Annotated in this window: 20 protein-coding genes and 1 pseudogene; 18 read left to right on the top strand and 3 right to left on the bottom strand. The window is 75.0% G+C overall.

The window, feature by feature from the left end:
• Positions 1–179: 179 nt before the first annotated feature.
• Positions 180–4,862, bottom strand: a pseudogene (locus tag GA0070609_RS21210) (Lhr family helicase); the annotation flags it as partial.
• A 264-nt stretch (positions 4,863–5,126) separates the two neighbouring features.
• Between GA0070609_RS21210 and GA0070609_RS21205 the strand changes: the two are divergent.
• From GA0070609_RS21205 to GA0070609_RS21155, 11 genes are all read left to right on the top strand, one after another.
• The gene (locus tag GA0070609_RS21205; RefSeq protein ID WP_088995396.1) at positions 5,127–5,513 is read left to right on the top strand and encodes a hypothetical protein; all 387 of its coding nucleotides are present in this window, start codon (positions 5,127–5,129) and stop codon (positions 5,511–5,513) included.
• 310 nt (positions 5,514–5,823) lie between these two features.
• Entirely contained in the window at positions 5,824–8,661 is a 2,838-nt protein-coding gene (locus GA0070609_RS21200; RefSeq protein WP_088997881.1) for a Na+/H+ antiporter subunit A, read from the top strand.
• Positions 8,658–9,137, top strand: a complete 480-nt coding sequence (locus GA0070609_RS21195) for a Na(+)/H(+) antiporter subunit C (protein WP_231928366.1) — start codon at positions 8,658–8,660, stop codon at positions 9,135–9,137. Before GA0070609_RS21200 ends, GA0070609_RS21195 begins: the two co-directional genes overlap by 4 nt.
• A gap of 34 nt (positions 9,138–9,171) precedes the next feature.
• A complete protein-coding gene (locus GA0070609_RS21190) occupies positions 9,172–10,677 on the top strand; it encodes a Na+/H+ antiporter subunit D (RefSeq protein ID WP_088995394.1) in 1,506 nt (501 codons plus the stop codon).
• On the top strand, positions 10,674–11,267 hold the full coding sequence (locus GA0070609_RS21185; RefSeq protein ID WP_088995393.1) for a Na+/H+ antiporter subunit E: 594 nt from the start codon (positions 10,674–10,676) through the stop codon (positions 11,265–11,267). Before GA0070609_RS21190 ends, GA0070609_RS21185 begins: the two co-directional genes overlap by 4 nt.
• Positions 11,264–11,527, top strand: a complete 264-nt coding sequence (locus GA0070609_RS21180; protein ID WP_088995392.1) for a monovalent cation/H+ antiporter complex subunit F — start codon at positions 11,264–11,266, stop codon at positions 11,525–11,527. Before GA0070609_RS21185 ends, GA0070609_RS21180 begins: the two co-directional genes overlap by 4 nt.
• Before the next feature lie 94 nt (positions 11,528–11,621).
• Positions 11,622–11,954 carry a monovalent cation/H(+) antiporter subunit G gene (gene mnhG, locus GA0070609_RS21175; protein WP_088997880.1) on the top strand — a complete coding sequence of 111 codons (333 nt, stop codon included), beginning with the start codon at positions 11,622–11,624 and terminating at the stop codon, positions 11,952–11,954.
• Between the two features lie 243 nt (positions 11,955–12,197).
• A complete protein-coding gene (locus tag GA0070609_RS21170; RefSeq protein ID WP_088995391.1) occupies positions 12,198–13,760 on the top strand; it encodes a M28 family metallopeptidase in 1,563 nt (520 codons plus the stop codon).
• A 194-nt stretch (positions 13,761–13,954) separates the two neighbouring features.
• Positions 13,955–15,313: a hemolysin family protein gene (locus GA0070609_RS21165; RefSeq protein ID WP_088995390.1), complete on the top strand. Its 1,359-nt coding sequence runs from the start codon at positions 13,955–13,957 to the stop codon at positions 15,311–15,313.
• Positions 15,310–16,374, top strand: coding sequence for a hemolysin family protein (locus tag GA0070609_RS21160; protein WP_088995389.1), 1,065 nt, complete (start codon positions 15,310–15,312; stop codon positions 16,372–16,374). Before GA0070609_RS21165 ends, GA0070609_RS21160 begins: the two co-directional genes overlap by 4 nt.
• A gap of 86 nt (positions 16,375–16,460) precedes the next feature.
• Positions 16,461–17,390: a sporulation protein gene (locus GA0070609_RS21155; RefSeq protein ID WP_088995388.1), complete on the top strand. Its 930-nt coding sequence runs from the start codon at positions 16,461–16,463 to the stop codon at positions 17,388–17,390.
• A 16-nt stretch (positions 17,391–17,406) separates the two neighbouring features.
• Here the strand turns inward: GA0070609_RS21155 and leuE are convergent, their stop codons facing one another.
• The gene (gene leuE / locus GA0070609_RS21150) at positions 17,407–18,075 is read right to left on the bottom strand and encodes a leucine efflux protein LeuE (protein ID WP_088995387.1); all 669 of its coding nucleotides are present in this window, start codon (positions 18,073–18,075) and stop codon (positions 17,407–17,409) included.
• Positions 18,075–19,316 carry a bifunctional pyridoxamine 5'-phosphate oxidase family protein/GNAT family N-acetyltransferase gene (locus tag GA0070609_RS21145; protein ID WP_088995386.1) on the bottom strand — a complete coding sequence of 414 codons (1,242 nt, stop codon included), beginning with the start codon at positions 19,314–19,316 and terminating at the stop codon, positions 18,075–18,077. Before GA0070609_RS21145 ends, leuE begins: the two co-directional genes overlap by 1 nt.
• Before the next feature lie 34 nt (positions 19,317–19,350).
• On the opposite strand from GA0070609_RS21145, the gene GA0070609_RS21140 reads away from it, so the two are divergent.
• The 7 genes from GA0070609_RS21140 to recA all read left to right on the top strand — a co-directional run bounded on the left by GA0070609_RS21140 (position 19,351) and on the right by recA (position 26,808).
• Positions 19,351–20,691: an aminotransferase class I/II-fold pyridoxal phosphate-dependent enzyme gene (locus GA0070609_RS21140; protein WP_088995385.1), complete on the top strand. Its 1,341-nt coding sequence runs from the start codon at positions 19,351–19,353 to the stop codon at positions 20,689–20,691.
• A gap of 392 nt (positions 20,692–21,083) precedes the next feature.
• Positions 21,084–21,788, top strand: a complete 705-nt coding sequence (locus GA0070609_RS21135) for a UdgX family uracil-DNA binding protein (RefSeq protein ID WP_088995384.1) — start codon at positions 21,084–21,086, stop codon at positions 21,786–21,788.
• Between the two features lie 141 nt (positions 21,789–21,929).
• Entirely contained in the window at positions 21,930–22,742 is an 813-nt protein-coding gene (locus GA0070609_RS21130) for a GNAT family N-acetyltransferase (RefSeq protein ID WP_088997879.1), read from the top strand.
• Between the two features lie 70 nt (positions 22,743–22,812).
• A complete protein-coding gene (locus GA0070609_RS21125) occupies positions 22,813–23,952 on the top strand; it encodes an acyl-CoA dehydrogenase family protein (protein ID WP_088995383.1) in 1,140 nt (379 codons plus the stop codon).
• A gap of 79 nt (positions 23,953–24,031) precedes the next feature.
• Positions 24,032–25,372 (top strand): MFS transporter, encoded by a 1,341-nt coding sequence (locus tag GA0070609_RS21120; protein ID WP_088995382.1) that lies wholly within the window; start codon positions 24,032–24,034, stop codon positions 25,370–25,372.
• Between the two features lie 4 nt (positions 25,373–25,376).
• Entirely contained in the window at positions 25,377–25,577 is a 201-nt protein-coding gene (locus tag GA0070609_RS21115) for a DUF3046 domain-containing protein (protein WP_088995381.1), read from the top strand.
• A gap of 184 nt (positions 25,578–25,761) precedes the next feature.
• Entirely contained in the window at positions 25,762–26,808 is a 1,047-nt protein-coding gene (recA, locus tag GA0070609_RS21110) for a recombinase RecA (protein ID WP_088995380.1), read from the top strand.
• Positions 26,809–26,811 lie beyond the last annotated feature (3 nt).

Genomic DNA, 26,811 nt, shown 5'->3' with positions numbered 1-26,811 from the left:
TCGTGCGCCAGTGCCCGGTGTGGCCGTTCCTGCTGCCGCCCTGCCCGGCGGTCGTGCCTGGGCCACCGGGCCCGGTGCGGCCGTGCCTGAAGCGACCGTGCCCGGTGCGGCCGGGGTGCGGTGCGTGACCCCCGGCACGCCCGGTCGACGGCGGCCCGCCTGGACCGGCGAGCGGCTGGTCAGCCGCGCAGGCGCAGCCCGCGCGGGGTGGTGCGGAAGCCGGCCGCGGTGAGCGCGTCACGCAGCGGCGAGGAGTGCACCGCCTCGCCGTCGGCGCGCTCCACCGACATGGCGCCCAACGCGCCCGAGTGGACCGCGTCGGCGAGCGCCTTGCCGGCTGCGGCGAGGGCGTCCGCGTCGTCGGTGAAGGAGAGGATCGTCCGCCCGCCCCGCTCCACGTAGAGCACCAGGTCGCCGCCGACCAGCACCACGAGGGCGCCGGCCTTGCGACCCGCCCGGTGCCCGGTGGCCGGGGCCGCCCCGTCGCCGGAGTCGACCACCCGCTCCGGCCACGGCAGCGCCGCCCCGTACGGGTTGGCCGGGTCGGTGGCCGCGAGCACCAGCGTCGGCCCGCCGCCGCGACCGGGCCCGCCGTCGGCCGGCTCGGCCAGCGCGCGGATCCGGTCCACCGCGCCGGGCACCGCGAACTGCGCCGCGCCCAGCCCCTCCACGAAGTAGCCGCGCCGGGCCGCGCCGCGTTCCTCCAGCGCGGAGAGCACCGGGTAGACCGCGGCGAAACCGCCGGCCACCTGCTCGGCCACCACCGCGCCCCGAGTGACCACCCCGTGCCGTTCGAGCAGCACGTCGGCCAGCGCGGCGGCCCGGCGGGTCGGGTCGGTGTCGCGGTCGGGCAGCCGCGACCAGCGGCCGGCGACGGTGGGCGGGCCGCCCCGGCTCGGCAGCGCCACCCGGCCGGGGCGCCGGTAGCGGGTGCGCGCCGCGGTCGGGCGGGACCGGTGCGCGCCGCCGCCGCCGAGCGCCGCGCGCAGCGGGGCGAGCGTGTCGTTGGTCAGCCGACCCGCCCACACCAGATCCCAGATGGCGGCGGCCAGCGCGGCGTCGTCGGTCGAGCCGACCCGGTCGGCCAGCGACCGGAAGAACAGCGCCTGACCGTCGCCGAGCGCGTCCAGCACGGCGTCGTGCAGCGGGGTACGGGTGAGCGCCTCGTCCGGTGGGGGGAGCAGCAGCGGCGCGGCGTCCGCGTACGCCAGGGTGACCCAGCCGTCCCCACCGGAGATCGCCCCCGAGCCGGCCCACACCACCTCGCCGCTGGCGCAGAGCTCGTCGAGCTGGGCGGGGGAGTAGTCGGCGACCCGGCCGGGCAGCACCAGCCGCTCCAGCGCGGACGCCGGGACCGCCGCCCCCTGCAACTGCTCGACCGCCGCGGCCACCGCCTCCACCCCGCGGGCCGACGAGCCCACCTGCTGCCAGCGCGGCAGGAACGCGGCCAGCGCCCGGGGCGGCGCCGGCTCGATCTCCCGGCGCAACGCCGCGAGCGACCGGCGGCGCAGCAGGCGCAGCACCTCGGCGTCGCACCACTGGGTGCCGACGGTGTCCGGGGCGAACTCGCCGGAGACCACCCGCCCGGTGGCGGCGAGCCGGCGCAGCGCCTGCTCCACCACGAACACCCCGAGCCCGAACCGGGCGGCGCAGGTGGCGGCGGCGAACGGGCCGTGCGTGCGGGCGTACCGGGCGACCAGGTCGCCGAGCGGGTCGGCGACCGGTTCGAGGTACGCCTCGGCCACCCCGACCGGCAGGGCCACGCCGAGCGCGTCGCGCAGCCGGCTGGCGTCCTCGACGCCCACCCACCGCTCCTCGCCGGCGATGCGCACCCGCAGCACCCGGCGGGCCGCCGCCAGCTCGGTCAGCCAGTCGGCCGGCGCGCCGCGGTCGGCCAGCTCGTCTGTGCTCAGGTCGCCGATCACGCGGAGCAGCTCGACCACGTCCTCCGGGTCGCGCGGGCGGCGCTGCTCGGTCAGCCAGCGCAGCTGCCGTTCGGTCTCGGCCAGCACCGCCGGGTCGAGCAGCTCACGCAGGTCGACCCGGCCGAGCAGCTCGCCGAGCAGGGCCGAGTCCAGCGCCAGCGCGGCGGCCCGCCGCTCGGCCAGCGGGGCGTCGCCCTCGTAGAGGAAGGCGCCGACGTAGCCGAAGAGCAGTGACCGGGCGAAGGGTGACGGCTGGGACGTCTCCACCTCGACCAGCCGCACCTTCCGGGCGGCCAGGTCGCGCATCAGCTCGGCCAGCGCCGGCTGGTCGAAGACGTCCTGCAGGCACTCCCGGGCCGCCTCCAGGGTGACCGGGAAGTCGGCGTAATCGCGGGCCACGTCGAGCAGCTGGGCGGCCCGCTGGCGCTGCTGCCAGAGCGGCTGGCGGCGGCGCGGGTCGCGGCGGGGCAGCAGCAGCGACCGCGCGGCGCACTCCCGGAACCGGGCGGCGAAGAGCGCGGACGTGCCGACCGACTCCTCGACCAGTTGGGCGATCTCGTCCGGGTCGAAGACCACCACGTCGGCGCCGGGCGGCTCGTCGGCGGTGTCCGGCAGCCGCACGACGATGCCGTCGTCGGCCGGCATCACCTGGGCGTCCACCCCGTAGCGCTCGGCCAGTCGGCGCCCGATCGCCAGCGCCCACGGCCCGTTCACCCGGGCGCCGAGCACGCTGTGCACGGCCAGCCGCCAGTCGCCCAGCTCGTCGCGGAACCGCTCCACCACCACGGTGCGGTCGTCCGGCAGGGCGCGGGTGGCGGCCCGCTGCTCGCGCAGGTAGGCCATCAGGTTGCCGGCGGCCCAGTCGTCCAGCCCGCCGGCGCGCAGCGCGGCGACCGCCGCCTCGTCGCTCTGCCGCAGCAGTGCCCGCACCCGGGCGCCGATCGCCCGGCCCAGCTCCACCGGGCGCCCCAGCTGGTCGCCCTTCCAGAACGGCATCTTCGCCGCCTGCCCGGGGGCCGGCGACACCAGCACCCGGTCGGGGGTGATCTCCTCGATCCGCCAGGAGGAGGAGCCGAGCAGGAAGACGTCGCCGACCCGGGACTCGTAGACCATCTCCTCGTCCAGCTCGCCGACCCGCGCGGCGCGCTCGGCGCCGGCCAGGAAGACCCCGAAGAGGCCGCGGTCGGGAATGGTGCCGCCGCTGGTCACCGCGAGCCGCTGCGCGCCGGGCCGGCCGGTGAGCAGGTCGGTGGCGCGGTCCCAGACCAGCCGGGGCCGCAGCTCGGCGAAGGCGGTGGACGGGTAGCGGCCGGAGAGCATGTCGAGCACCGCGTGCAGCGCCGAGTCGGGCAGCTCGGCGAAGGGCGCCGCCCGGCGGACCAGCACCGCGAGGTCGCCGACCCGCCACGGCTCCAGCGCCACCATCGCCACGATCTGCTGGGCCAGCACGTCCAGCGGGTTGCGCGGATAGTGCAGCTCCTCGATCGCGCCGCCGGACATCCGCTCGGCCACCACGGTGCACGAGAGCAGATCTCCCCGGTGCTTCGGGAAGACCACGCCGCGGGAGACCGCGCCCACCTGGTGGCCGGCCCGGCCGACCCGTTGCAGCCCGGCGGCCACGCTCGGCGGCGCCTCGATCTGCACCACCAGGTCGACGGCGCCCATGTCGATGCCGAGTTCGAGGCTGGAGGTGGCCACCACGGCGGGCAGCTGCCCGGACTTGAGCGCCTCCTCGATCTGCTTGCGCTCCTCGCGGGAGACGCTGCCGTGATGGGCGCGGGCGATCACCGGCGGGGCCCCGGCCACCGCGCCGGCCTGGGCCATTAGCTCGGCCGGCTGGCGCGGCGCCCGCGTCGGCCCCGTCGGCCCGCCCCAGGCGTCCGCACCGCGCCGGCCGGCCGCTCCATCCGGCGGCCGGCCGGCCCGAGCCGCCGGATCGCCGCCCGGGACTGACGGATCCGGGTCACCCGCCGGCCCGGCGCGGCTGCCGTCCGGTGCCACCGCGGCGGCCAGCTCCTCGACGGCGAGTTCGTTGAGCCGGGCGCAGAGCCGCTCGGCCGAGCGGCGCGAGTTGGTGAAGACGATGGTCGACCGGTGCGCCCGGATCAGCGCGAAGACGCGTTCCTCCACCGCCGGCCAGATCGACGCGCGGCGCGGACCCGGCCCGCCGAGGTCGTCCTCGGGCGGCTGCTCCTGCTCGTCGAGGCGGGTCATGTCCTCCACCGGGACCTCGACGGTGACCTCGATCGTCTTAGCGGTGGGCGGGGCGACCACGTCGACCGGCCGGGCCCCGCCGAGGAACCGGGCGCAGGTGTCGACCGGCCGGACCGTGGCGCTGAGGCCGATCCGCTGGGCCGGGGCGGGCAGCAGCTCGTCGAGGCGTTCCAGGGAGAGCGCCAGGTGGGCGCCGCGCTTGGTGCCGGCCACCGCGTGCACCTCGTCGACGATCACCGTCTCGACCCCGCGCAGCGAATCCCGGGCGGCGGAGGTGAGCAGCAGGAAGAGCGACTCGGGCGTGGTGATGAGGATGTCCGGCGGGGTACGGGCGAAGGCGCGGCGCTCGTCGGCCGGGGTGTCGCCGGTGCGCATGCCGACGGTGATGTCGGGCGGGGCGACGCCCAGCCGGGTGGCGGCCTGCCGGATGCCCGCCAGCGGAGCGCGCAGGTTGCGTTCGACGTCGACCGCGAGCGCCTTGAGCGGGCTGACGTAGAGCACCCGGCAGCGCTGCCGGGGCTCGGCCGGCGCCGGCTCGCGGGCCAGCCGGTCCAGCGACCAGAGGAACGCCGCGAGCGTCTTGCCGGAACCGGTGGGCGCCACCACCAGGGCGTTGCGCCGGGCGGCGATCGAGCGCCAGGCGCCGGTCTGCGCCGCGGTGGGGGCGGCGAAGGCGGCGCGGAACCACTCGCGGGTGGCCGGGCCGAAACCGGCGAGCGCCGCGGCCGCCTCCGGGTCGCCCGCCGGCATCGCCGGGAAGTCGCCCGGACGCTCCGCCGGACCGTCGCCGCCTCGTACCTCCGCCACGCCCTCCATCCTGCCCCGGCGGTCTGACATCCCGCCCATGGCGGGCGGGGAGTCTGTCCGGGTCCGGCTCATACGCGACGGATGCGACGTTGAACGCGGTACGTCTCACTTAACTGCTTGCTAGGGCGGCGCAACATAAAGTAACTTCACTCGCAACGCGCAGCGGGGCGGAGGGGTCGGATGGCGGTCGAGCAGCGGAGCTTCGAGCCCGGCACCGACGTGCTGATCCGTAAGGTCGAGAGTCATCTCGCCGCCGTCCGCGCCGGCCTCACCGGCCCCGAGCTGGAGCTGGCCGAGCGCCTCGCCGCCTGCCTGCGCGAGCTGGTGGTCTCCACCGCCCAGGCCAGTGCCGCCGACCGCGGCCAGGTCCGCGCCGCGGTGCACTTCTTCGTGCTCCGCCGGGAGAGCCGCGGCCGGTTGCTCTCGGTCCGGTCGCTCACCGCCGCCCAGCGGGTGGTCAACCGGGTGGTACGCCAGCTCGGCCGCCCCGACCTGCTGGTGGAGGCACGGTGGGACCGGCCGGCCCGGGAGCAGGCGCTGCCCGCTGCCGACGTCGCGCTCCACTGACACCGAAAGCCCCCGGCCAACAGCGCCGGCGTCGCGCTCGCCCGGAGCCCGAGTCGTCCCGTTGATCGTCTGTCCCTCGGCAGGCACGCCCGTCCGTCGACGACCTGCCAGCCAGCAGACGATCACGAGACCGACCGCGACCCGGGAGCCGACGGACGCGCACGGGAGCGGCGGGGCACGGGCGGCACGGCGCGGCGTTGGGCGGGCGATTTCCGGCAAAACCGCCCGTCGAGCGGCGAACTGGCGTCTGATCGCTCGTAGGTGCCGTCCCACCACAGCGGTGCCGCTGCCACCTCGACCTGGAGTGCGGGTGCTCGTACTGCTGATCCTCCACCTCCTGGCGGCCCTCGTGGCGCCGCTGCTGGTCCGGTGGTGGGGCCCGCGCGCCTGTTACCCGCTGGCGCTGGCACCGGCCGCCGCGTTCGGCTGGGCCCTGGCCCGCACGCCCGCGGTGCGCGACGGCGGCGCGGTGGTCGAGACGTACCCCTGGGTCGGTCAACTCGGGATGGCGCTGGCGCTGCGGCTGACCACCCTGTCCTGGCTGATGACCCTGCTGATCGGTGGGGTCGGCGCCCTGGTGCTGGTCTACAGCGCCCGCTACTTCGGGCCCGGCTCGCTCGGGCTGGCCCGGTTCGCCGCGGTCATGGTGGCCTTCGCCGGGGCCATGCTCGGCCTGGTCCTCGCCGACGACCTGCTGCTGCTCTACGTCGCCTGGGAACTCACCACGGTCTTCTCGTACCTGCTGATCGGGCACAGCACCGAGCGTCGGTCCAGCCGCTGGGCGGCCGCCCAGGCGCTGACCGTCACCACGCTCGGCGGGCTGACCATGCTGGTCGGGTTCGTCATGCTCGGCGAGCACGCCGGCAGCTACCGCTGGTCGGAGATCGCCGCCGGGCCGCTGCCCGACGGGGCGTACCTCAGCACGGTGGTGGTGCTGATCCTGGTCGGGGCGCTGGCCAAGTCGGCGGTGCTGCCGTTCAACACCTGGCTGCCGGTGGCGATGGCGGCGCCCACGCCGGTCAGCGCGTACCTGCACGCGGCGGCGATGGTGAAGGCCGGCGTCTACCTGGTCGGGCTGCTCGCGCCGGTGCTCGCCGCGGTCGCCCCGTGGCGGCCGGTGGTGCTGGTCGGCGGCCTGGCCACCCTGGTCGTCGGTGGTTGGGCGGCATTGCGGCAGACCGACCTGAAGCTGCTGCTGGCGTACGGGACGGTGAGCCAGCTCGGCCTGCTGATGGCGGTGACCGGGGTGGGCACCCCGGACGCGGCGCTGGCCGCCGTCGCGATGCTGCTCGCGCACGCGCTGTTCAAGGCGGCGCTCTTCCTCGTCGTGGGCATCATCGACCACCGCACCGGCACCCGGGACCTGACCGAACTGTCCGGGCTGGGCCGTGCCGCGCCGCTGCTGGCCACCGTCGCGGTGCTGGCCGCGGCGTCGATGGCCGGCCTGCCACCGCTGGTCGGCTTCGTCGCCAAGGAGGCGGTGCTGGCCGCGTTCACCGACCGGCCGCTCGCCCTCGCCGTCCTGGTCGCCGGCACCGCGCTGACGGTGGCGTACAGCGCCCGGTTCGTCTGGGGCGCGTTCGCCACCCGGCCGCAGGTGCCGACCACCGACGTCGGGCGGGTCGCGTGGCCGATGCTGCTGCCGCCCGCCCTGCTGGCCGGGGTCGGGCTGGTCGCCGGCCCGGCCGCCGGAACGCTGGACGGCCTGGTCAACCCGTACGCCGAACTCTTCGGCAGCGTCGGCGCGCACCTGGCGCTGTGGCACGGCCTGACCCCCGCGCTCGGCTTCTCCGCCCTCGCGGTGGCCGGCGGCGCGCTGCTCTTCGTGCTGCGCGGTCCGCTGGCCCCGGTGCTGGCCCGGCTCCGCGCGCCGGTGAACGGCAACCAGGGGTACGAGTGGGTGATCGGCCGCTTCGACCGGGTCGCCGCCGACGTCACCGCCGTCACCCAGCGGGGTTCGCTGCCGCAGTACCTCGGCGTCATCCTGGTGGCGCTGGTCGTGGTCCCCGGCGGAGCGATGCTGCTCGCCCGGCCCTGGGCGCAGGGCGTCGCACTGTGGTACACGCCGCTGCAACCGGTCGTGCTCCTGGTGATCACCGTGGCCGCGGTGCTCGCCGTCAACGCCCGCCGCCGGTTGACCGCGATGCTGCTCGTCGGCACCACCGGCTACGGCACCGCCATGCTCTTCGTGCTCTACGGCGCGCCGGACCTGGCGCTGACCCAGTTCCTGGTGGAGACGGCCACCATCGCGATCTTCGTGCTGGTGCTGCGCCGGCTGCCGGACCGGTTCTCGGCCCGGCCGTTGCGGCGCAGCCGTTGGGCGCGGCGGGCGATCGGGGTGGCCGCCGGCGTGGTCACCGCCGGCCTGGCCCTGACCGCCGCGACCGCGCGTCAGGCGACTCCCATCGCGGACGCCTTCCCGGCCCTGGCGGTGAGCGAGGGCTACGGCCGCAACGTGGTCAACGTGACCCTGGTCGACATCCGCGCCTGGGACACCATGGGTGAGCTCTCGGTGCTGGTGGTGGCGGCGACCGGGGTGGCCAGCCTGATCTTCGAGCGGTCCCGCACCGGGCCGCGTCCGCGCCGGCCGGAGCCCTCGGGCCGACCGGCCCGCCCGGAGCGCCCGGTCTGGCTGCGCGGCGGAGCCCGGCTCCAGGAGCGGCGCCGGTCCCTGGTGCTGGAGGTGATCACCCGGCTGATCTTCCACACCGTGGTGCTGTTATCCCTGTTCCTGCTCTTCTCCGGGCACAACGCGCCGGGCGGCGGGTTTTCCGGCGGCCTGGTGGCGAGCCTCGCGTTGGTGGTGCGCTACCTGGCCGGCGGCCGGTACGAGCTGGCCGAGGCGGCCCCGGTCAGCGCCGGCACCCTGCTCGGCGCCGGGCTCGCCGTCTCGGTGGGCAGTGGAGTGATCGCGCTGGCCGCCGGCGGGTCGGTGCTGCAGAGCGCGAAGATCGACCTGTCGCTGCCGCTGATCGGCGATTTCTACCTGGTCACCTCGCTCTTCTTCGACATCGGCGTCTACCTGGTGGTGGTCGGGCTGGTGCTGGACATCCTGCGCAGCCTCGGCACCCAGGTGGACCGGCACATCGAGGCGGCCGACCGGGCCGGTGGCGGGCTGGCCGCCGAACCCGAGGGGGAGCGGCCGTGAGGGACGGCGGGACGGGCCCGACACTGACCGTGGTGCTCGCCATCGGCATCCTCGTCGCCTGCGGGGTGACCCTGTTGCTGGAGCGCAGCCTGACCCGGATCCTGCTCGGCGTCATCATGCTCGGCAACGGGGTGAACCTGCTCATCCTGCTCAGCGGGCGGCCGGGCGCCCCGCCGGTGGTGGGCACCGCCCCGACCGACGAGATGAGCGGCGCCCTGGCGCAGGCCCTGGTGCTCACCGCCATCGTCATCACCTTCGGGTTCACCGCGTTCCTGCTGGCCGTCAGCTATCGCAGCTGGTATCTGACCGGCGACGACGAGGTGCCGGACGACCTGGAGGATCGGCAGGTCAGGCGGCGGGCCGAGCGCGACGAACTAGGCCCCGCCGATCTCGGCGGCGAGGGCCCGAACTCCGACCCCGAGCAGGTCGACCCGGAGCCGCCGCGCCGGCCGCCGGAACCGGACGGCGAACGATGACCGGGCATCCGTCGCCAGCGCGCAGGGGTGCCCGGTGAGCCGGCTGGTGTGCCTGCCGGTGGTGGTGCCGCTGCTGGGCGCCGCGCTGACCCTGATGCTGGCCCGCCGGCCCCGGTTGCAGCGCGCCATCAGCGTGAGCTGTCTGGTCACCACCCTGACGGTGGCCGTGGCGCTGCTGGTGCAGGCGTACCGGTACGGGCCGGTGGTGACGCAGATCGGCGGGTGGCCGGCGCCGGTGGGGATCGTGCTGATCGCCGACCAGCTGGCCGCGTTGATGCTGGTGGTCTCCGCCGCGGTCACCCTCTGCGTGCTGCTCTACTCCATCGGGCAGGGTCAGGGCGACTTCGGCGACGTCCCGCCGGTGACCATCTACCACCCCACCTACCTGGTGCTGACCGCCGGCGTGACCAACGCGTTCCTGGCCGGCGACCTGTTCAACCTCTTCGTCGGCTTCGAGATCCTGCTCGCCGCGAGCTTCGTCCTGATCACCCTCGGCGGCACCGAGGCCCGGATCCGCACCGGCTCGACGTACGTGGTGGTCAGCATCCTGTCGTCGATGCTCTTCCTGGCCGGGGTGGGCCTGGTGTACGCGGCGACCGGCACCGTCAACCTGGCCCAGCTCGCCCACCGGCTGGACGCCCTGCCGGCGGGCGTACGGCTGATGCTGGAGCTGACCCTGCTGCTCGCCTTCGGCATCAAGGCGGCGGTCTTCCCGCTGTCGGCCTGGTTGCCGGACAGCTACCCGACCGCGCCGGCCCCGGTCAGCGCGGTCTTCGCCGGCCTGCTGACCAAGGTCGGCGTGTACGCGATCATCCGGACCGAGACGCTGCTCTTCCCGGGCGGCCACGCCGGGACGCTGCTGCTGGTGGTGGCCGGGCTGACGCTGATCGTCGGGATCCTGGGCGCGGTGGCCCAGTCGGACCTGAAGCGGCTTTTCTCGTTCACCCTGGTCAGCCACATCGGTTACATGATCTTCGGGGTGGCGCTGGGCAGCGTCGCCGGTCTCACCGGCGCGATCTTCTACGTGCTGCACCACATCACCATCCAGACCACGCTCTTCCTGGTGGTGGGCCTGATCCAGGTCCGGGCCGGCAGCACCGACCTGCGCCGCATCGGCGGCCTGGCGCGGGTGGCCCCGGTGCTTGCGGTGATCTTCTTCGTGCCCGCGATGAACCTGGCCGGCATCCCGCCGTTCTCCGGCTTCCTCGGCAAGGTCAGCCTGTTCCAGGCCGGGGTGGCCGCCGGCGGCCCGCTGCCCTTGGCGCTGATCGCGGCCGGGGCGCTGACCAGCCTGCTCACCCTCTACGTGGCGTCCCGGGTGTGGAACATCGCCTTCTGGCGGGCGCCCCGGCTGGCCGTCGACGAGCCGGCCGTCCGGCCCCCCGGCCTGATGGTCGGGGCCACCGTCGCCCTGGTCGCCCTCGGGCTGGCGATGACCGTGGTCGCCGGACCGCTCTTCCGGGTCACCGCCGACGCGGCCGTGGACCTGCGCCAGCGCACCCCGTACGTCCGGGCCGTGCTACCGCATGGAGCGCCGTGAACGCGCAGCCGGCGGACCGGGGGCGGGACGTACGCGGTCGGGTGGTCCGCTGGCGCGACCAGCTGATCGCGTACGGCTGGCTGGTGCTGATCTGGATCCTGCTCTGGGGGGACTTCTCCGTCGGCAACCTGCTGGGCGGGCTGCTGGTCGGCGGCGCGGTGCTGGTCTTCTTCCCGCTGCCACCGGTGACCTTCGGCGGCCGGCTGCGGCCCGGTGCGCTGCTGGTGTTCGCCGTCAGCTTCGCCGGCGAGTTGGTCAGGGCCAGCCTGCACGTCGCGTGGATCGCCGTGCGGCCGGGGTTCCGGCCCCGGGGGGCGATCATCGCGGTGCGGCTGCGGGTGCGCACCGACCTGAACCTGGCGCTCACCGCCGAGGTGATCTCGCTGGTGCCCGGGACGCTCATCATCGAGGTGGACCGGGACAGCGGGACCCTCTACGTGCACGTGCTCGACGTGCGCGGCCCGCAGGATCTGACCGCCGGCCGGGACCGGATCCTCGCCGTCGAGCAGCAGCTCGTCCGGGCCGTCGGCTCGCCTGCGGAGCTGCGCCTGGTGCAGCCCGATCCCGTACCGAAGGGAGACCGTTCGTGACCGCCGTCCTCGCCACCGTCCTCACCGGACTCTTCTCGATCACCGCGCTGCTCGCGCTGGTCCGGCTCTACCGGGGCCCGTCCCTGCTGGACCGGGTGATCGCGGCCGACATGCTGCTCGCCACCATGATCGGCGCGGTGGGCGCCGAGGCGGCGGTCAACCGGAACGCCACCAGCCTGCCGGTGCTGGTGGTGCTCTCGCTGCTCGGCTTCGTCGGCTCGGTGTCGCTGGTCCGCTTCGCCGTCCGGGAGGAGTCCTGATGCCCGCCATGCCCGCCGGCCGGTTCCCGCTGCTCGACCCACCCGCCGGCCGGGTCCCGATGCCCGTCCCGACCATCGGGTGGAGGGCGGTCTGATGCTCGGCATGCTTGCCGACTGGGTGGGTGCCGGTTTCCTGATCGCCGGCGCGCTGCTCAGCCTGATCGCCGGCATCGGCCTGCTGCGCTTCCCGACCGTGCTGGACCGGATGCACGCCGCCACCAAGCCACAGACGCTCGGGGTGCTGCTGCTGCTCGTCGGGGTGGCGCTGCGGCTGCGCGACCCGGAGGACCTCGGCATGGTGGCGCTGGTCGGGATGTTCCAGATGGCCACCGCCCCGGTCGCCGCGCAGATGATCGGCCGCGCCGCCTACCGCACCGGTCGGGTGGACCCGAGCCTGCTCGACGTGGACGAGCTCGCCGACCGCTGAGCCCCGCCGCGCGGGCGTGGCGTACCGCGGCTGTCCGCGTCGTCCGTCGGGGTGGCATCCACCGCCGCTCGCGGGGATGCGTCCCGCCGCGTCCCAATTCCGGGACTGCGGCGATTCTGCGTCTTCCCTCTTGCCGGGTTCCGGGCCCGGCGGCACGCTTCGCAGTGATGGTCATCGATCAATGGCCGCCACCCGGTCGACGCCCCACCCGGCGGAACCGGACCACCGCACCCCGGAGGACCCATGAGATCCCGTACCCCCCGCCCCGGCTGGCTGGCCGGGCTGGCCGTCGTGGCCGCGACCGCGCTGACCGCCACCTCGGCCGCCGCCGCTCCCACCGCCCCGGCGCCCACCGCCGCGCCCGCCGCGCTCGCCGCCGCCCCGGACATCCCGCTGGCCAACGTGAAGGCACACCTCACCCAGTTCCAGTCCATCGCCACCGCCAACGGCGGCAACCGGGCGCACGGCCGGCCCGGCTACCTGGCCTCGGTCAACTACGTGAAGGGCCAGCTGGACGCGGTCGGGTTCACCACCACCGTGCAGTCGTTCAGCTACAACGGCGCCACCGGCTACAACCTGATCGCCGACTGGCCCGGTGGCGACCCGAACGCCGTGCTGATGACCGGAGCCCACCTGGACAGCGTCAGCGCGGGTCCCGGCATCAACGACAACGGCTCCGGCTCGGCGGCCATCCTGGAGGTGGCGCTGGCGGTGGCCCGCAGCGGCTTCGCGCCCGCCAAGCACCTGCGGTTCGCCTGGTGGGGCGCGGAGGAGTTGGGCCTGCGCGGGTCCCGGCACTACGTGAACAGCCTGCCGACGGCAGAACGCGCCAGGATCAAGCAGTACCTGAACTTCGACATGGTCGGCTCGCCCAACGCCGGCTACTTCGTCTACGACGGCGACAACTCCGACGGGGTCGGCTCCGGCCCCGGCCCGGCCGGCTCCGCCCAGATCGAGCAGACCATCCAGGCGTACTTCACGTCGATCGGAGTGCCGACCCGGGGCACCGACTTCGACGGCCGCAGCGACTACGGCCCGTTCATCAGCGTCGGCATCCCGGCCGGCGGCACCTTCACCGGCGCCGAGGGGATCAAGTCCAGCGCGCAGGCGTCGCTCTGGGGCGGCACCGCGGGTCAGGCGTTCGACCCCTGCTACCACCGCTCCTGCGACACCACCGCCAACATCAACGACACCGCGCTGGACCGCAACGCCGACGCGATCACGTACACGGTCTGGACGCTGGGCGGCACCGGCACGCCGCCGGGCAGCACGGTCTGGAGCGACACCTTCGAGACGGCGACCGGCTGGACGGCCAACCCGTCCGGCACCGACACCGCCACCCTGGGCCAGTGGGAGCGCGGTGACCCCGCGGCGACCAGCAGCTCGGGCGTGACCACCCAGCTGGGCAGCACGGTCAGCGGCAGCTACGACCTGGTGACCGGGGCGGCCGCGGGTAGCGGCGCCGGGGCGTACGACCTGGACGGCGGGGTGAGCAGCATCCGCTCGCCGGCGATCACGCTGCCGGCCACCGGCACGCTCACCCTGTCGTTCTCCTGGTACCTGGCCCACCTGAACAACGCCACCAGCGCCGACTACCTCCGGGTGCGGGTGGTCGGCACCAGCACCGTCACCGCGCTGACCGTGACCGGCGCGGCGAGCAACCGGGCGGCGTCCTGGCAGAGCGCCGCCGCCGACGTCTCGGCGCTGAGCGGCCAGACGGTCCGGATCCTGGTCGAGGCCGCAGACGCCGGCACCGCCAGCCTCGTCGAGGCGGCCGTGGACGACATGGCGGTCACCCAGAGCTGAAACCGGACGACAGGGCTCGGGGCCGCCCGGACCGGGCGACCCCGGGTCCTTCCGCACACCTTCAGCGGACGCACAGCCGCCGCCGATAAAATGGCGTGCATGATCGACTCCTCTGCCCAGGAGGGCAGCAGTAGCCAGCCGGGTCGTGCCCGGCAGCTGACGACCCCGACGTCCCCGGGAGCCCTGAGCGTCCCGTGCTGATCGTCGTCGGTCTCCTTCTCATCATCGTGCTCACCGCCGCCACCGGTTACTTCGTGGCTCAGGAGTTCGGCTACGTCGCCGTGGACCGGGGCAAGCTCAAGCAGCTCGCCGACGACGGTGACCAGGCCGCCGCCCGGGCCCTGGAGGTCACCGGCCGGCTCTCCTTCATGCTCTCCGGCGCCCAGCTGGGCATCACCGTCACCGCGCTGCTGGTCGGTTACGTCGCGGAGCCGTTCCTCGGCGCCGGGCTGACCGAGCTGCTCGGCGTGGCCGGCGTCTCCCGCGCGGTGAGCCTGCCGCTCTCCGTGGCGCTGGCCCTGCTCATCGCCACCGTCGTGCAGATGGTGCTGGGCGAGCTGGCGCCGAAGAACCTGGCCATCGCCCGGGCCGAGCCGGTCGCCCGGGCGCTGGCCCGGTCAACCCTGATCTACCTCAAGGTGGCCGGGCCGGCGGTCACCCTCTTCGACCGCTCAGCGGTCCGGCTGCTCCGCCGGGTCGGCATCGAGCCGATCGAGGAGCTGCCCAGCGGCGCCACCCCGGAGGACCTGGAACAGATCATCGCCGAGTCCCGGCAGGAGGGGCACCTCGACGCCGAGATGTCGACCCTGCTGGACCGGGGTCTCGACTTCCGTCAGCTGACCGCGGGCGAGGCCATGGTGCCCCGGGTCGACGTGCACACCGTACGGGCGAACGAGCCGGTCAGCCGGGTGGTCGAGCTGCTCGACACCGGTCACTCCCGGTTCCCGGTGCGCGGCGCCGAGGGCGTCGACGACCTGGTCGGCGTGGTCGGCATCGCCGACGTGCTCGGCGTACCCCCGGCCCGGCGGGCGAGCACCCCGGTCGGCGCGGTGGCCGGCCCGCCGCTGCTGGTGCCGGAGACCCTGCCGCTGCCCACGGTGCTGGACCGGCTGCGTTCCGGGCACCGGCAGATGGCCTGCGTGGTGGACGAGTACGGCGGCTTCGCCGGCGTGATCACGCTGGAGGACATCGCCGAGGAGCTGGTGGGCCCGATCCGCGACGAGGACGACCCGCCGGAGCGCGCCCCGGCCCGCCAGGACGACGGGTCCTGGGTGGTGCCCGCCCGCTGGCGCATCGACGAGGTGGCCGACAGCACCGGCATCGCCCTGCCCGAGGCCCCCGAGTACGACACCCTCTCCGGCCTGGTGATGCGCGAGCTGGGCCGGGTGCCCGAGGTCGGCGACCGGCTGGAGATCAGCCTGCCCGCCGACGGCGAGGACGGCGCGGTGGAGCCGCGCGCCCTGGTCGAGGTGCTCGCGGTCGACCGGCACGTGGCCGACTCGGTGCGGCTGCGGCTGGCCGAGCCGGGCGAGCGCCGGGAGGTGTCCGCATGAGCCCCGGGATCGCGCTGTTCAGCTCGGTGCTGCTGCTGGCGCTGAACGGCTTCTTCGTGGCCGCCGAGTTCGCCCTGGTGGCGAGCAAGCGGTACCGGCTGGAGCAGGCGGCCGCCGGCGGCGGCCGGGCGGCCCGGGCCGCCCTGGACGGGGTACGCGAACTGTCCCTGATGCTGGCCGGCGCCCAACTGGGCATCACCCTGTGCACGCTGGGCCTCGGTGCGCTCGCCGAGCCGGCGATCGAGCACCTGGTCAGCCCGCTGCTGCACGCGGTCGGTCTGCCCGACGCGGCGAGCCACGCGATCGCGCTGATCTTCGCGCTGAGCATTGTCACCTTCCTGCACCTGGTGATCGGCGAGATGGCGCCGAAGTCCTGGGCGATCACCGACGCGGAGCGCTCGGCGATGCTGCTGGCGCTGCCGTTCCGGGCCTTCGCCCGGGTCGCCCGACCGGTGCTGTCCGCGCTGAACGCGCTGGCCAACGCGATCCTGCGGCTGTTCCGGGTGAACCCGCAGGACCAGCTCGCCCAGGTGCACGGCCCGGACGAGCTGCGCATCCTGCTGGAGCAGTCCCGTGAGCACGGCCTGCTCGGCGCCGAGCAGCACGAGCTGCTGACCAGCATGCTGGAGCTGCAGGGCACCACCGTGGCGCAGGTGATGGAGCCGTTCGACCGGATGGTGACGGTGCGCCGCGACGACGCCGCCGACCGGATCGAGCAGGTCAGCCGGGACAGCGGCCGGTCCCGCCTGGCGGTGCTGGACGGCGCCGGCGACGTCTGCGGGCTGGTGCACGTACGCGAGGCGGTGCGGGCCACCACGACCGGCCGGCCGGCCACCGCGGGCGAGCTGATGACCGCCGCGTTCACCCTGCCGGCGACCGCGTCGGTCACCGAGGCGGTGGCCGCGATGCGGGCCCGGCAGTCGCAGCTCGCGCTGGTCCGCAACGGTGGCGGCCCGGCCCGGCCGATCGGGTTCGTCGCGCTGGAGGACCTGCTCGAGGAGGTCATCGGCGAGTTCGACGACGAGACCGACCCGGTGCCGCGCGGGCGGCGGTTGCGGTGAGTCCCGCCGGGTAAGCCGGCTGGCGGCGGGGCGGTCCCGCCCGGGCGGGACCGCCCCCGCCCGGTCCGCCGGGACGGGGGAGCGCGGTGCGGCTGACCGGGGTGTCGCCGGAGTCCGGCTGGACCGGGCTGTCGGTGCAGACCGCCCTGGCCAACCCGAGCACCCGTCCAGGGCTGCGGCTGCCCGGGCGGATCACGATCACCGCCGGCCGGTTCGACGTGCCGGTGCGGCACGTCCGGCTCGGCCTGGTCACCTCCGTCGAGCCGGACGATCCGGAGGCACCCCGCCGGCTGGTGCAGTTCCACCAGGCGGCGGTCTCCGGCGGGTTCGTGGTGCGGGCCGGGCGGGCCCGCACCATGCCGTTCACGTTCCCGATGCCGTGGGAGACGCCGGTGACCATCTTCGGCGGGGTCCCGCTGCTCAGCCTGCGGATGGGGTTGCGTACCGAGGTGGCCGTCGAGCCGCAGCTTGATCAGGGCGCGATGGTCCCGGTCTTCGTGCATCCGCTGCCCACCCAGGCGCACATCCTGGCCGCGCTGGACACGCTCGGCTTCAGCCTGCGCCAGGCCGGCCTGCTGGACGGCCGGCTGCCGGGGGTGGAACAGGCGCTGCCGATGCACCAGCGGCTGGGTTACTGGGTGGCACCGCTCTACGCCGGGCCGATCACCGAGCTGGAGGTGATCTTCGTGACGAACTCGGCCGGGCTGGAGGTGATCCTCTGGATGGACCGCCGGCTGGCCCTGGCCGGGATCACCCACCAGAGCATCAGCCGGTTCCGGGTCTGGCACGCCGGCGCGGAGCGGCGGGACTGGGTCGCGACGGTCGACGGGTGGCTGCGGCACGCGATCAACCGGCACGCGGCAGCGGCCGCGCACTCCGACTGGTCCGCGAACCTCACCGAGTCCGCGCATGTCAGCCGCCCGCCGGACGAACCCCTGCACCCCGGCTTCGGCCTCGGCGGCACGGCCGGCGGCGCCGGCATCGGCGGCGGATCCGGCGGCGGCGACGGCACCTGAGCGGTGCCGCGCCGGGTCACATGGTGGCGGTGGCCAGCTTGATGCCGAAGCCGAGGAAGAGGGCGCCCACGCCGGTGGTGGCGCCGGCGGCGAGGCGGCGGCGCCGGCGGAACTGCGCCGCCAGGAACGTCCCGGCGAAGATCAGCGCGGTCAGGTACAGCGCGCTGGTGACCTGGGCGATCAGCCCGAGCAGCAGGAACGACAGCGCCGGCCAGGCGTACCCGGGGTCGACGAACTGGATGAAGAAGGAGATGAAGAAGAGGATCGCCTTCGGGTTGAGCAGGCTGACCACCAACGCCTTGCGGAACGGGCTGCGCAGCGCGGCCGGCTCCGCGGCCTCGATCAGCCGCGGCGTGGTCGGGTCGTTGCGGTCCCGCCAGCGCCGCCAGGCCCCGCGCAGCATGGTCAGCCCGACATAGCCGAGGTATGCGGCGCCGGCGTACTTCACCACCAGGAACAGCGGTGGGTACGCCTGGAGCAGCGAGGCCACCCCGGCGGCGGAGAGGACCATCAGCACCCCGTCGCCGACGAACACCCCGCCGGCGGCCCGGTAGCCGGCCGCCACGCCCCGCTGCGCGGCGGTGGAGAGCACGAAGAGCGAGTTGGGCCCGGGCAGCAGGATGATCGCCACGGTGCCCAGCACGTACGTCCAGATGTCGGTGATGCCCAGCACGCCCGACATCATCACGCCACCGGCGCCGCCCGGCGAAGCCTTTCCCGCAGCGTGACCTGTGCGTTCGGCCACTCGTCGACGGTCATCGAATACTGCACGGTGTCCCGCCACGAGCCGTCCGGGCGCTGCCGGTGCATCCGCAGCACCCCCTCGCGGGTCGCGCCGAGCCGTTCGATGGCCCGCTGCGAGCGCTCGTTGCGGATGTCGGTGTGCCACACCACCCGCAGCGCGCCCAGCTCCTCGAAGGCCCGGGTGAGCAGCAGCAGCTTCGCCTCGGTGTTGATCCCGGTGCGCCACCACGGCCGGCCCAGGAAGGTGTACCCGATCGCCACCGCCCGCCGGTCCGGGTCGACCTCGTAGTACGAGGTGGTGCCGACCACGGCGCCGGTGACCGCGCAGCGCTGCACCCAGGGCACCCGCTCGTCCCGGTGGTGCGCGGCCAGCGCGGCGGCGACCACCTCGGCGGTTCCGGCGGCGTCGGCCGGCAGGGTGGTGCCCAGGTGCCGCCAGACCTCCGGGTCGGCGGTGGCGGTGTGCAACTCGTCGGCGTGCGCGAGGCGCAGCGGCTCCAGCACCACGTGCTCGCCGCGCAGCACCGCCGGCTCCAGCCACGGCGACCGGTCCGGCCGCAGGTACGCCGGCACCGGGGCGGTGACGCCGGCGTCCGGCTCCGGTGCCCCGGCGGTCAGCCGCAGCGGCACCACCCCGGCCCAGTGCGGCAGGTCGAGGTCGGCCTCGTCGTCGCGTACGCCCCCGGTGCGGGCGCGGACCGAGACCTCGCGCAGCGGCAGCGCCAGCACGGCGGTCTCGGCCAGTTCCCGGCGGCTCGGCGGGCGGCTGTCCGCGCTGCGCCCGGCGCCGACCTTCTCCACCAGTGCGGTGAGGACGGCGGCCTTCTCCCGCTCGTCGGTGACCAGCCGGGCGGTGCCGTGCGCGACCACCGACCGGTAGTTGGCGCTGTGGTGGAACTGGGAGCGGCCGTAGACCAGGCCGTCGAGCAGGGTGACCGCGACGCAGACCGGCAGCCCGTCGCCCCGGGCGGCGAGCAGCGGCCGGCTGCCGGTGGAGCCGTGCAGGTAGAGGGTGTCGCCGAGGCGGACGTGCAGGGTGGGCAGCACCCGTGGCTCGCCGTCGACGGTGAACCCGAGCGCGCAGTGGTAAGCCTCGTCCAGCAGGGCGTGCGCGGCGGCCCGGTCGTAGCTCATCCGGTCCCGGGTGCGGCTGGCGGTGGTCCGAGGGGTCGGTGGGTACATGCTCCCGCCTTTGTTCTAGTACAATTCTCTGTTTGTGTCAGCACGCTATCAGGTCACCGGTACGACGGCCGTCGAGATTTCGGCCAGCATCGAGTCCGGCATCCGGGCCGCCGCCCTGCCGCCCGGCGCCGCGCTCCCGCCGGTCCGGGCCCTCGCCGCCGAGCTGGCGGTCAGCCCGGCCACCGTCGCCCGGGCCTATCAGGAGCTGCGCCAGCGCGGGCTGGTGGTCACCGCCGGCCGGTACGGCACCCGCGTGCGGCCCCGCCCGCCGGTGGCGGCCCGCCGCTCGGCGCTGCGCCCACCGCCGGCGCCCGGCCTGCGCGACCTGTCCACCGGGGAACCCGACGCGACGCTGCTGCCCCCGCTCGGCCCGCACCTGGCCACCCTCGCCGCGGCGGCCGGTGCCCCGGTGAGCTACTCCGGCGCCGGGGTGCTGCCCGACCTGGTCGAGGCGGCCCGCGCGCGGCTGGCCGCCGACGGCGTACCGGCCGACGAGCTGACCATCACCGGCGGCGCGCTCGACGGCATCGAGCGACTGCTCGGCGCCCACCTGCGCCCCGGCGACGCGGTGGCGGTCGAGGACCCGGGCTGGGCCAACCTGCTCGACCTGGTGGCCGCCCTCGGGCTGCGCCCGATCGGCGTACCGGTCGACGACGACGGGCCGCTGGTCGCCGGCGTCCGGTCGGCGCTGGCCGCCGGTGCCCGCGCGCTGGTGGTCACCAGCCGGGCGCAGAACCCGACCGGCGCGGCGGTCTCCGCGCAGCGGGCCGGCGAGCTGCGCGAGCTGCTCGCCGGGCGGCCCGACCTGCTGCTGATCGAGGACGACCACGCCGCCGAGCTGGCCCGCGTACCGCTGCACCCGCTGGCCGGGGCGACCCCCACGTGGGCCTTCCTCCGGTCGGTGAGCAAGCCCTTCGGGCCCGACCTGCGACTGGCCGTGCTGGTGGGCGACGAGACGACGGTGGCCCGGGTGGCCGGCCGGGCCCGGGTCGGCGCCGGCTGGGTCTCCACCGTGCTGCAACGGCTGGTCCTCGCGCTCTGGCGCGACCCGGCGGTGACCGAGCTGGTCGACCGGGCGGCCGGCAGCTACGAGCGGCGCCGCGGGGCGCTGCTCGCCGCGCTGGCCCGGCGCGGTCTGGCCGCGCACGGCCGCAGCGGCATCAACGTCTGGCTGCCGGTGGCGGACGAGACCAGCGCGCTGACCGCGCTGCGCGACGCCGGCTGGGCGGTCGCACCCGGCGCCCTCTACCGGATCGCCGGCCCGCCCGGGCTGCGGATCACCGTCAGCCGGCTTGCCGACGGCGACGTCGAGCCGCTCGCCGACGCGCTGGCCGACGCGGTCCGCCCGGCCCCCGGCGCCGGCTTCACCGCCTGACCGGCGGCTCCGCGCCGCCAGGACGCCCCGCGCCGGTTCCCGGTGCCGGCCGGGCGACCGGCGCCACCGCGGGCCGGCACGGGCCGACGCGGACCGGCGCGGCCCCGATCGGTCGGCGCGCGCGGTGGCACCGCGCCGGTCGGGTCGGCGCGCGGCGGCACCGCGCGGCGCGAGGGCGTGAGTCGCCCGGCAGGGGGTAAGCGCGGCGTCGGAGGTGAGCGACCATGGCTTCGGGATCGAAGCGGGGGGTCTGGATCGCCGTCGCGCTGGCGGTGATCGTGATCATCATCGTGCTCATCGCGGTGGCTTCCGGCGATGGTGACGGCGGTGGCGGCGGGTACTGACCCCGCCGGGCCCGGCGGAGTCTCCCGAACGGGTATATAACAGTCGACATGGCCGAGCAGACCGAGAGCGCCCCCGGCGCCCAGCGGTTCATCCCGCCCGAGGCGGACACGATCGACGCGCTCCGCGCGGCGGCGACCGGCTGCCGTGGCTGCGAGCTCTACCGGGACGCCTCGCAGACGGTGTTCGGCCGGGGCGACGAGAGCGCCCGGGTGGTCTTCGTGGGCGAGCAGCCCGGCGACATGGAGGACCAGAAGGGGTTGCCGTTCGTCGGTCCCGCCGGCCGGCTGCTCCGCAAGGCGGTCGACGACGCCGGCCTCGACCCCCGGCACATCTACCTGACCAACGCGGTCAAGCACTTCCGCTTCGAGCTGCGCGGCAAGCGGCGCATCCACCAGACCCCGGACCGGGTGCACATCACCGCCTGCCGCCCCTGGCTGGTCGCCGAGTTCGCCCGGCTGGACCCGGAGATCGTGGTGGTGCTGGGCGCCACCGCCGCCAAGGCGTTGCTCGGCCCGACGTTCCGGGTCACCCGTCAGCGCGGCGAGCTGCTGCCGTGGCCCGCCTCGGCCCAGCATCCCGAGGACTTCCAGCGGGTGCCGGTGGACACCGAGGGCAAGGTGGCCGACGCGCCGGAGGCCCGGCTGCTGGCCACCATCCACCCGTCCGCCGTGCTGCGCGCCGACGACCAGGACAAGGCGTACGACGGGCTGGTCGCCGACCTCACCGTGGCCGCCCGCGCGCTGGCCGCCTGACACCGGTCCGCCCCGGCTCAGCCGTCGACGGTGGACGGTCGCCGGGGGAGGCGGTGACCGTCCATGAAGCCGGATTGGTCCGGTCGGGCGGCCGGGGATCGGCTCTCCGGGAACGGCCGCCCGGGCGCCTACCGTGGCGGCATGAGCCCGACCCACCGCAGCACCCGCTCCCCGTCCCCGGTCGACGTCACGGCCGCCCCGCCGACCGCCCCGGACGCGGCGCCCCGGCTGGCCGGTGACGCCGCCGAGCTCGGGCTGGCCACCGGCAACGCCGCCGCGCTCTGGACGGCGCTCGCCGAGACCCGGCGGCACCCGGTGACCCGCCGGCCCGGCTTCCTCGCCGTGCACGGCGACGACCGGGCCGGCCTGCGGGTCCTGCTGCGCACCCCGGAACCCGCCGCGGACGATCTGGCCGAGATCGCCGCGCTGGTCCGGGAGCGGAGCGCGGGCCCGGTGACGGTCGAGGACCCGTTCGGCGGGGCGGACCTGACCGGCTCGGGCCTGACGCCCCGGAACCTGCCGGTCATGATCCGCCCGCCCGCGCCGGTCCCGGCGCCGTCGCTGCGGGTGACGCCGGTCGACGATCCGGAGCGGCTGGCGACGGTCGAGCGGGTGGTCGTGTCCGGCTTCCCGCTGAGCCGGCTGCAGCCGTACCGTCCGGGCGAGGCGTTCCCGGTGGCCCTGCTCGACCGGCCCGGGGTCCGGTTCCTGCTCGCCGAGGTCGACGGGGTACCCGCCGGCGCCTGCCTGACCGTGCGCGCCGAGGTGGCCGGGCTGTACTGGATGACCACGCTGCCCGAGCACCGGTCCCGGGGCGTCGGCCGGGCGCTGCTGCACGCGGTGCTGGCGGAGCTGGCCGGGTCTCCGGTCACGCTGACCGCGTCCCGGGCCGGTCGCCCGCTCTACGACTCGCTCGGCTTCCGGCCGGTCGGCCGGGCCACCTGGTGGTCCTGACCGCACGGGCACCCGCCGGTCGGTCACCGGGCACTGTTCCGCACGGGTGGCCGGTGCCACACTTGCCGCCATGCAGCAGCATCTCTACGAGCGTGACCACGACGAGTTCCGCGACCTGTGCCGGGAGTTCCTCGCCCGCGAGGCGGTGCCGCACCACGAGCGCTGGGAGGCCGCCGGGATCGTCGACCGGGAGGTGTGGCGCAAGGCCGGCGCCGCCGGACTGCTCGGCATGGACGTCGACCCCGAGTACGGCGGCGGTGGTCAGCGGGACTTCCGGTACAACGCGGTGCTGGTGGAGGAGATCGTCGCGGCCGGCTGCTCCGGGCTCGGCTTCGGCCTGCACAACGACGTGGTGGCCCCGTACCTCACCGAGCTGACCACCGACGACCAGCGAAAGCGCTGGCTGCCCGGGTTCTGCTCCGGCGACCTGGTCACCGCCATCGCGATGAGCGAGCCCGGCGCCGGCTCCGACCTGGCCGGCGTCCGCACCAGCGCGGTACGCGACGGCGACGCGCTCGTGCTCAACGGCCAGAAGACCTTCATCACCAACGGCGAGCTGGCCGACCTGGTGATCGTGGTCGCCCGCACGGCCGACCAGGGCGCGCACGGGGTGAGCCTGATCGCGGTGGAGACCGGCACCCCCGGCTTCACCCGGGGCCGGCGGCTGGCCAAGGTGGGGCTGAAGGCCAACGACACCGCCGAGCTCTTCTTCGACGACTGCCGGGTGCCGGCGGAGAACCTGATCGGCACCGAGAACCACGGCTTCTACCACCTGATGGCCAACCTGCCCCGGGAACGGCTGAGCATCGCGGTCGCCGCGGTGGCCGCCGCCGAGAAGCTGCTCGCGGTCACCCTGGACTACGCCCGCTCGCGGCAGGCGTTCGGCCGGCCGATCGGCGCCTTCCAGCACAACCGGTTCCTCCTGGCCGAGCTGGACACCGAGGTGACCATCGCGCGGACCTTCGTCAACCACTGCGTCGCCGAGTTCAACGCCGGCCGGCTCTCGGTGACCGACGCGGCCAAGGCCAAGTGGTGGACCACCGAGCTGCAGAACCGGGTCGCCGACCGCTGCGTTCAGCTGCACGGCGGCTACGGCTACATGCTGGAGTACCCGGTGGCGAAGGCGTGGCTGGACGGGCGGGTGCAGACCATCTACGGCGGCACCACCGAGATCATGAAGGAGATCATCGGCCGCGGGCTCGGCCTGTAGCTAAACCGGGTGCCATCGGGCCCGGTGGCTGCGCAAGGATAGACGGGGCCAGCACCCCTTACCGCACCCAGGAGCCGCGATGACCACGGAACTGACCGCCCCGGTCGCCGCCCCCGACGTCGCGCCGATCCAGCGGCGGACCCTGCGGCTGCTCTTCGGCACCCAGATCATCGGCGGCATCGGCGTCACCATCGGCATCGCGGTGGGTGCGTTGCTCGCCGCCCGGGTGGCCGGCACCGCGGTGGCCGGCCTGGCGCAGAGCGCCGCCGTGGTGGGCGGGGCGCTGCTGGCGGTCCCGGTCACCCGGATCATGAACGCGCACGGCCGCCGGCCGGGGCTGGCCTTCGCCTACCTGGCCGGCGCGGTCGGGGCGGTGCTGGTGGTGCTCGCCACGGTCACCCGGTCCGTGCCGCTGCTCTTCCTCGGCATGCTCTTCTTCGGCGGCGGCACCGCGGCCAACCTCCAGGCCCGCTACGCCGCGGTGGACCTCGCCGAGCCGGCCCGCCGGGGCCGGCAGCTCTCGCTGATCGTCTGGGCCACCACCATCGGCGCGGTGGCCGCACCGAACTTCGCCGCGCTCGCCGACCGCACCACCAGCGGCTGGGGGCTGCCGCCGCTGGCCGGCCCGTTCGCCTTCAGCGCGGCCGCGTTCGTGCTCGCCGCGGGCGTACTGCTGGCGCTGCTGCGGCCCGACCCGCTGCTCACCGCGCGCCGGCTGGCGGCGGCCGCGGCCCCGGTGGCCACCGGAACGCCGGACGTCACCCCGCCGGCGGAGGCCGTCGCCGCGCCGGCCCGGACCGCCCGGCGCGGCGCCGGGATGCGGGCGGCCTGGCAGGTGGTACGCGGCCGCCCGGCCGCCCGGCTCGGCATCGCGGCGGTGGCGGTGGGCCACGTGGTGATGGTGGCGGTGATGTCGATGACGCCGGTCCGGCTCGGCGAGTCGCACGGCGACGCCGACGTGCTGCGGGTGGTCGGCATCGTGCTGAGCCTGCACATCGCCGGCATGTACGCCCTCTCCCCGCTGGTCGGCTGGCTGACCGACCGGCTCGGCCGGCGCGCGGTGATCCTCACCGGCGTCGGGCTGCTGCTCGCCGCGTGCGCGGTGGCCGGCACGGCCGGGCATCACACGCCCCGGCTCTCGATCGGGCTGGTCCTGCTCGGGCTGGGCTGGTCCGGCACCATGGTGGCCGGCTCCACGCTGCTGTCGGAGTCGGTGCCGGCGGCGGTCCGCCCGAGCGTGCAGGGGTTCTCCGACCTGACCATGGGGCTGGCCGGCGCGGGGGCCGCCGCGGTCAGCGGGTTTGTCATGCGGGCCGCCGGTTATCCGGTGCTCACCCTGCTCGCGGCGATCGCGGTGGTGCCGCTGGTGGCGCTAGCGTTGCGGGCGGTGCCGGCGAGCGCACCGGACGAGGAGGACTGATCACGTGCGGCTGACCGACTTCTGGGCGCGGTTGGAGGAGGCGTTCGGGCCGGGCTACGCGGCCAGCATCGCCGCCGACCAGGTGCTGCCCCAGCTCGGCGGGCGGACCATCGAGCAGGCGCTCGCCGCGGGTGAGGAGACGCACGTGGTGTGGCGGGCGGTCGTCGCCGCCTATCCCGACCGGGTGCCCGCCCGGCTACGCTGAGCAGCCTTTTCGCCGCTCCCGCGTGTCGCTTGCCGACTCGTACACCTGTTCGGCTATTGTCCACAGCGGGGTGCTCGTCCACAGCTCGCGGCCCGTCGGCTGGTTTTCTGTCGGACCCAGCGCCTAGCGTGTCCGCGTGACGCGAAGCTCAGGAAAGACGCCGGCGAAGGCAGGGGTGGCAACGATGGCAGCAGGGCCTGACCGGGAGAAGGCACTCGACCTTGCTCTCGCTCAGATCGACAAGCAGTTCGGCAAGGGCTCGGTGATGCGGCTGGGGGAGCGCCCGGTCATCCAGACCGCGGTGATCCCGACCGGCTCCATCGCGCTCGACGTGGCCCTCGGCGTGGGCGGTCTGCCCCGCGGCCGGGTCGTCGAGATCTACGGTCCGGAGTCCAGCGGTAAGACCACGGTGGCGCTGCACGCGGTGGCCAACGCCCAGCGGGCGGGCGGCATCGCCGCCTTCGTCGACGCCGAGCACGCGCTCGACCCGGAGTACGCGAAGGCCCTCGGCGTCGACACCGACGCCCTGCTGGTGTCCCAGCCGGACACCGGCGAGCAGGCGCTGGAGATCGCGGACATGCTGGTCCGCTCCGGCGCGCTCGACATCATCGTGATCGACTCGGTGGCCGCGCTGGTGCCGCGCGCCGAGATCGAGGGCGAGATGGGCGACAGCCACGTGGGTCTGCAGGCCCGGCTGATGAGCCAGGCGCTGCGGAAGATCACCGGTGTGCTCAACAACACCGGCACCACGGCGATCTTCATCAACCAGCTGCGCGAGAAGATCGGCGTGATGTTCGGCAGCCCGGAGACCACCACCGGTGGTCGGGCGCTGAAGTTCTACGCCTCGGTCCGGCTCGACGTGCGCCGCATCGAGAGCCTCAAGGACGGCACCGACGTGGTCGGCAACCGCACCCGGGTCAAGGTGGTGAAGAACAAGGTCGCCGCGCCGTTCAAGCAGGCCGAGTTCGACATCATGTACGGCAAGGGCATCTCCCGCGAGGGTTCGCTGATCGACGTCGGCGTCGAGCAGGCGATCATCCGCAAGTCCGGCGCCTGGTACACCTACGACGGCGACCAGCTCGGCCAGGGCAAGGAGAAGGCCCGCGAGTTCCTCCGCGAGAACCCGGACGTGGCCGCCGAGATCGAGAAGAAGATCCTGGAGAAGCTCGGCGTCGGGGTCGGCGCGGGCGACGCCGCCGGTGGCCCGGAGCTGCCGCCGGTCGACTTCTGACCT

It is taken from the genome of Micromonospora echinaurantiaca, from assembly GCF_900090235.1.
Classification (GTDB): domain Bacteria; phylum Actinomycetota; class Actinomycetes; order Mycobacteriales; family Micromonosporaceae; genus Micromonospora; species Micromonospora echinaurantiaca.
The sequence above is the reverse complement of the archived record's forward strand: the minus strand, read 5'-3'. Positions and strand labels throughout refer to the sequence as shown.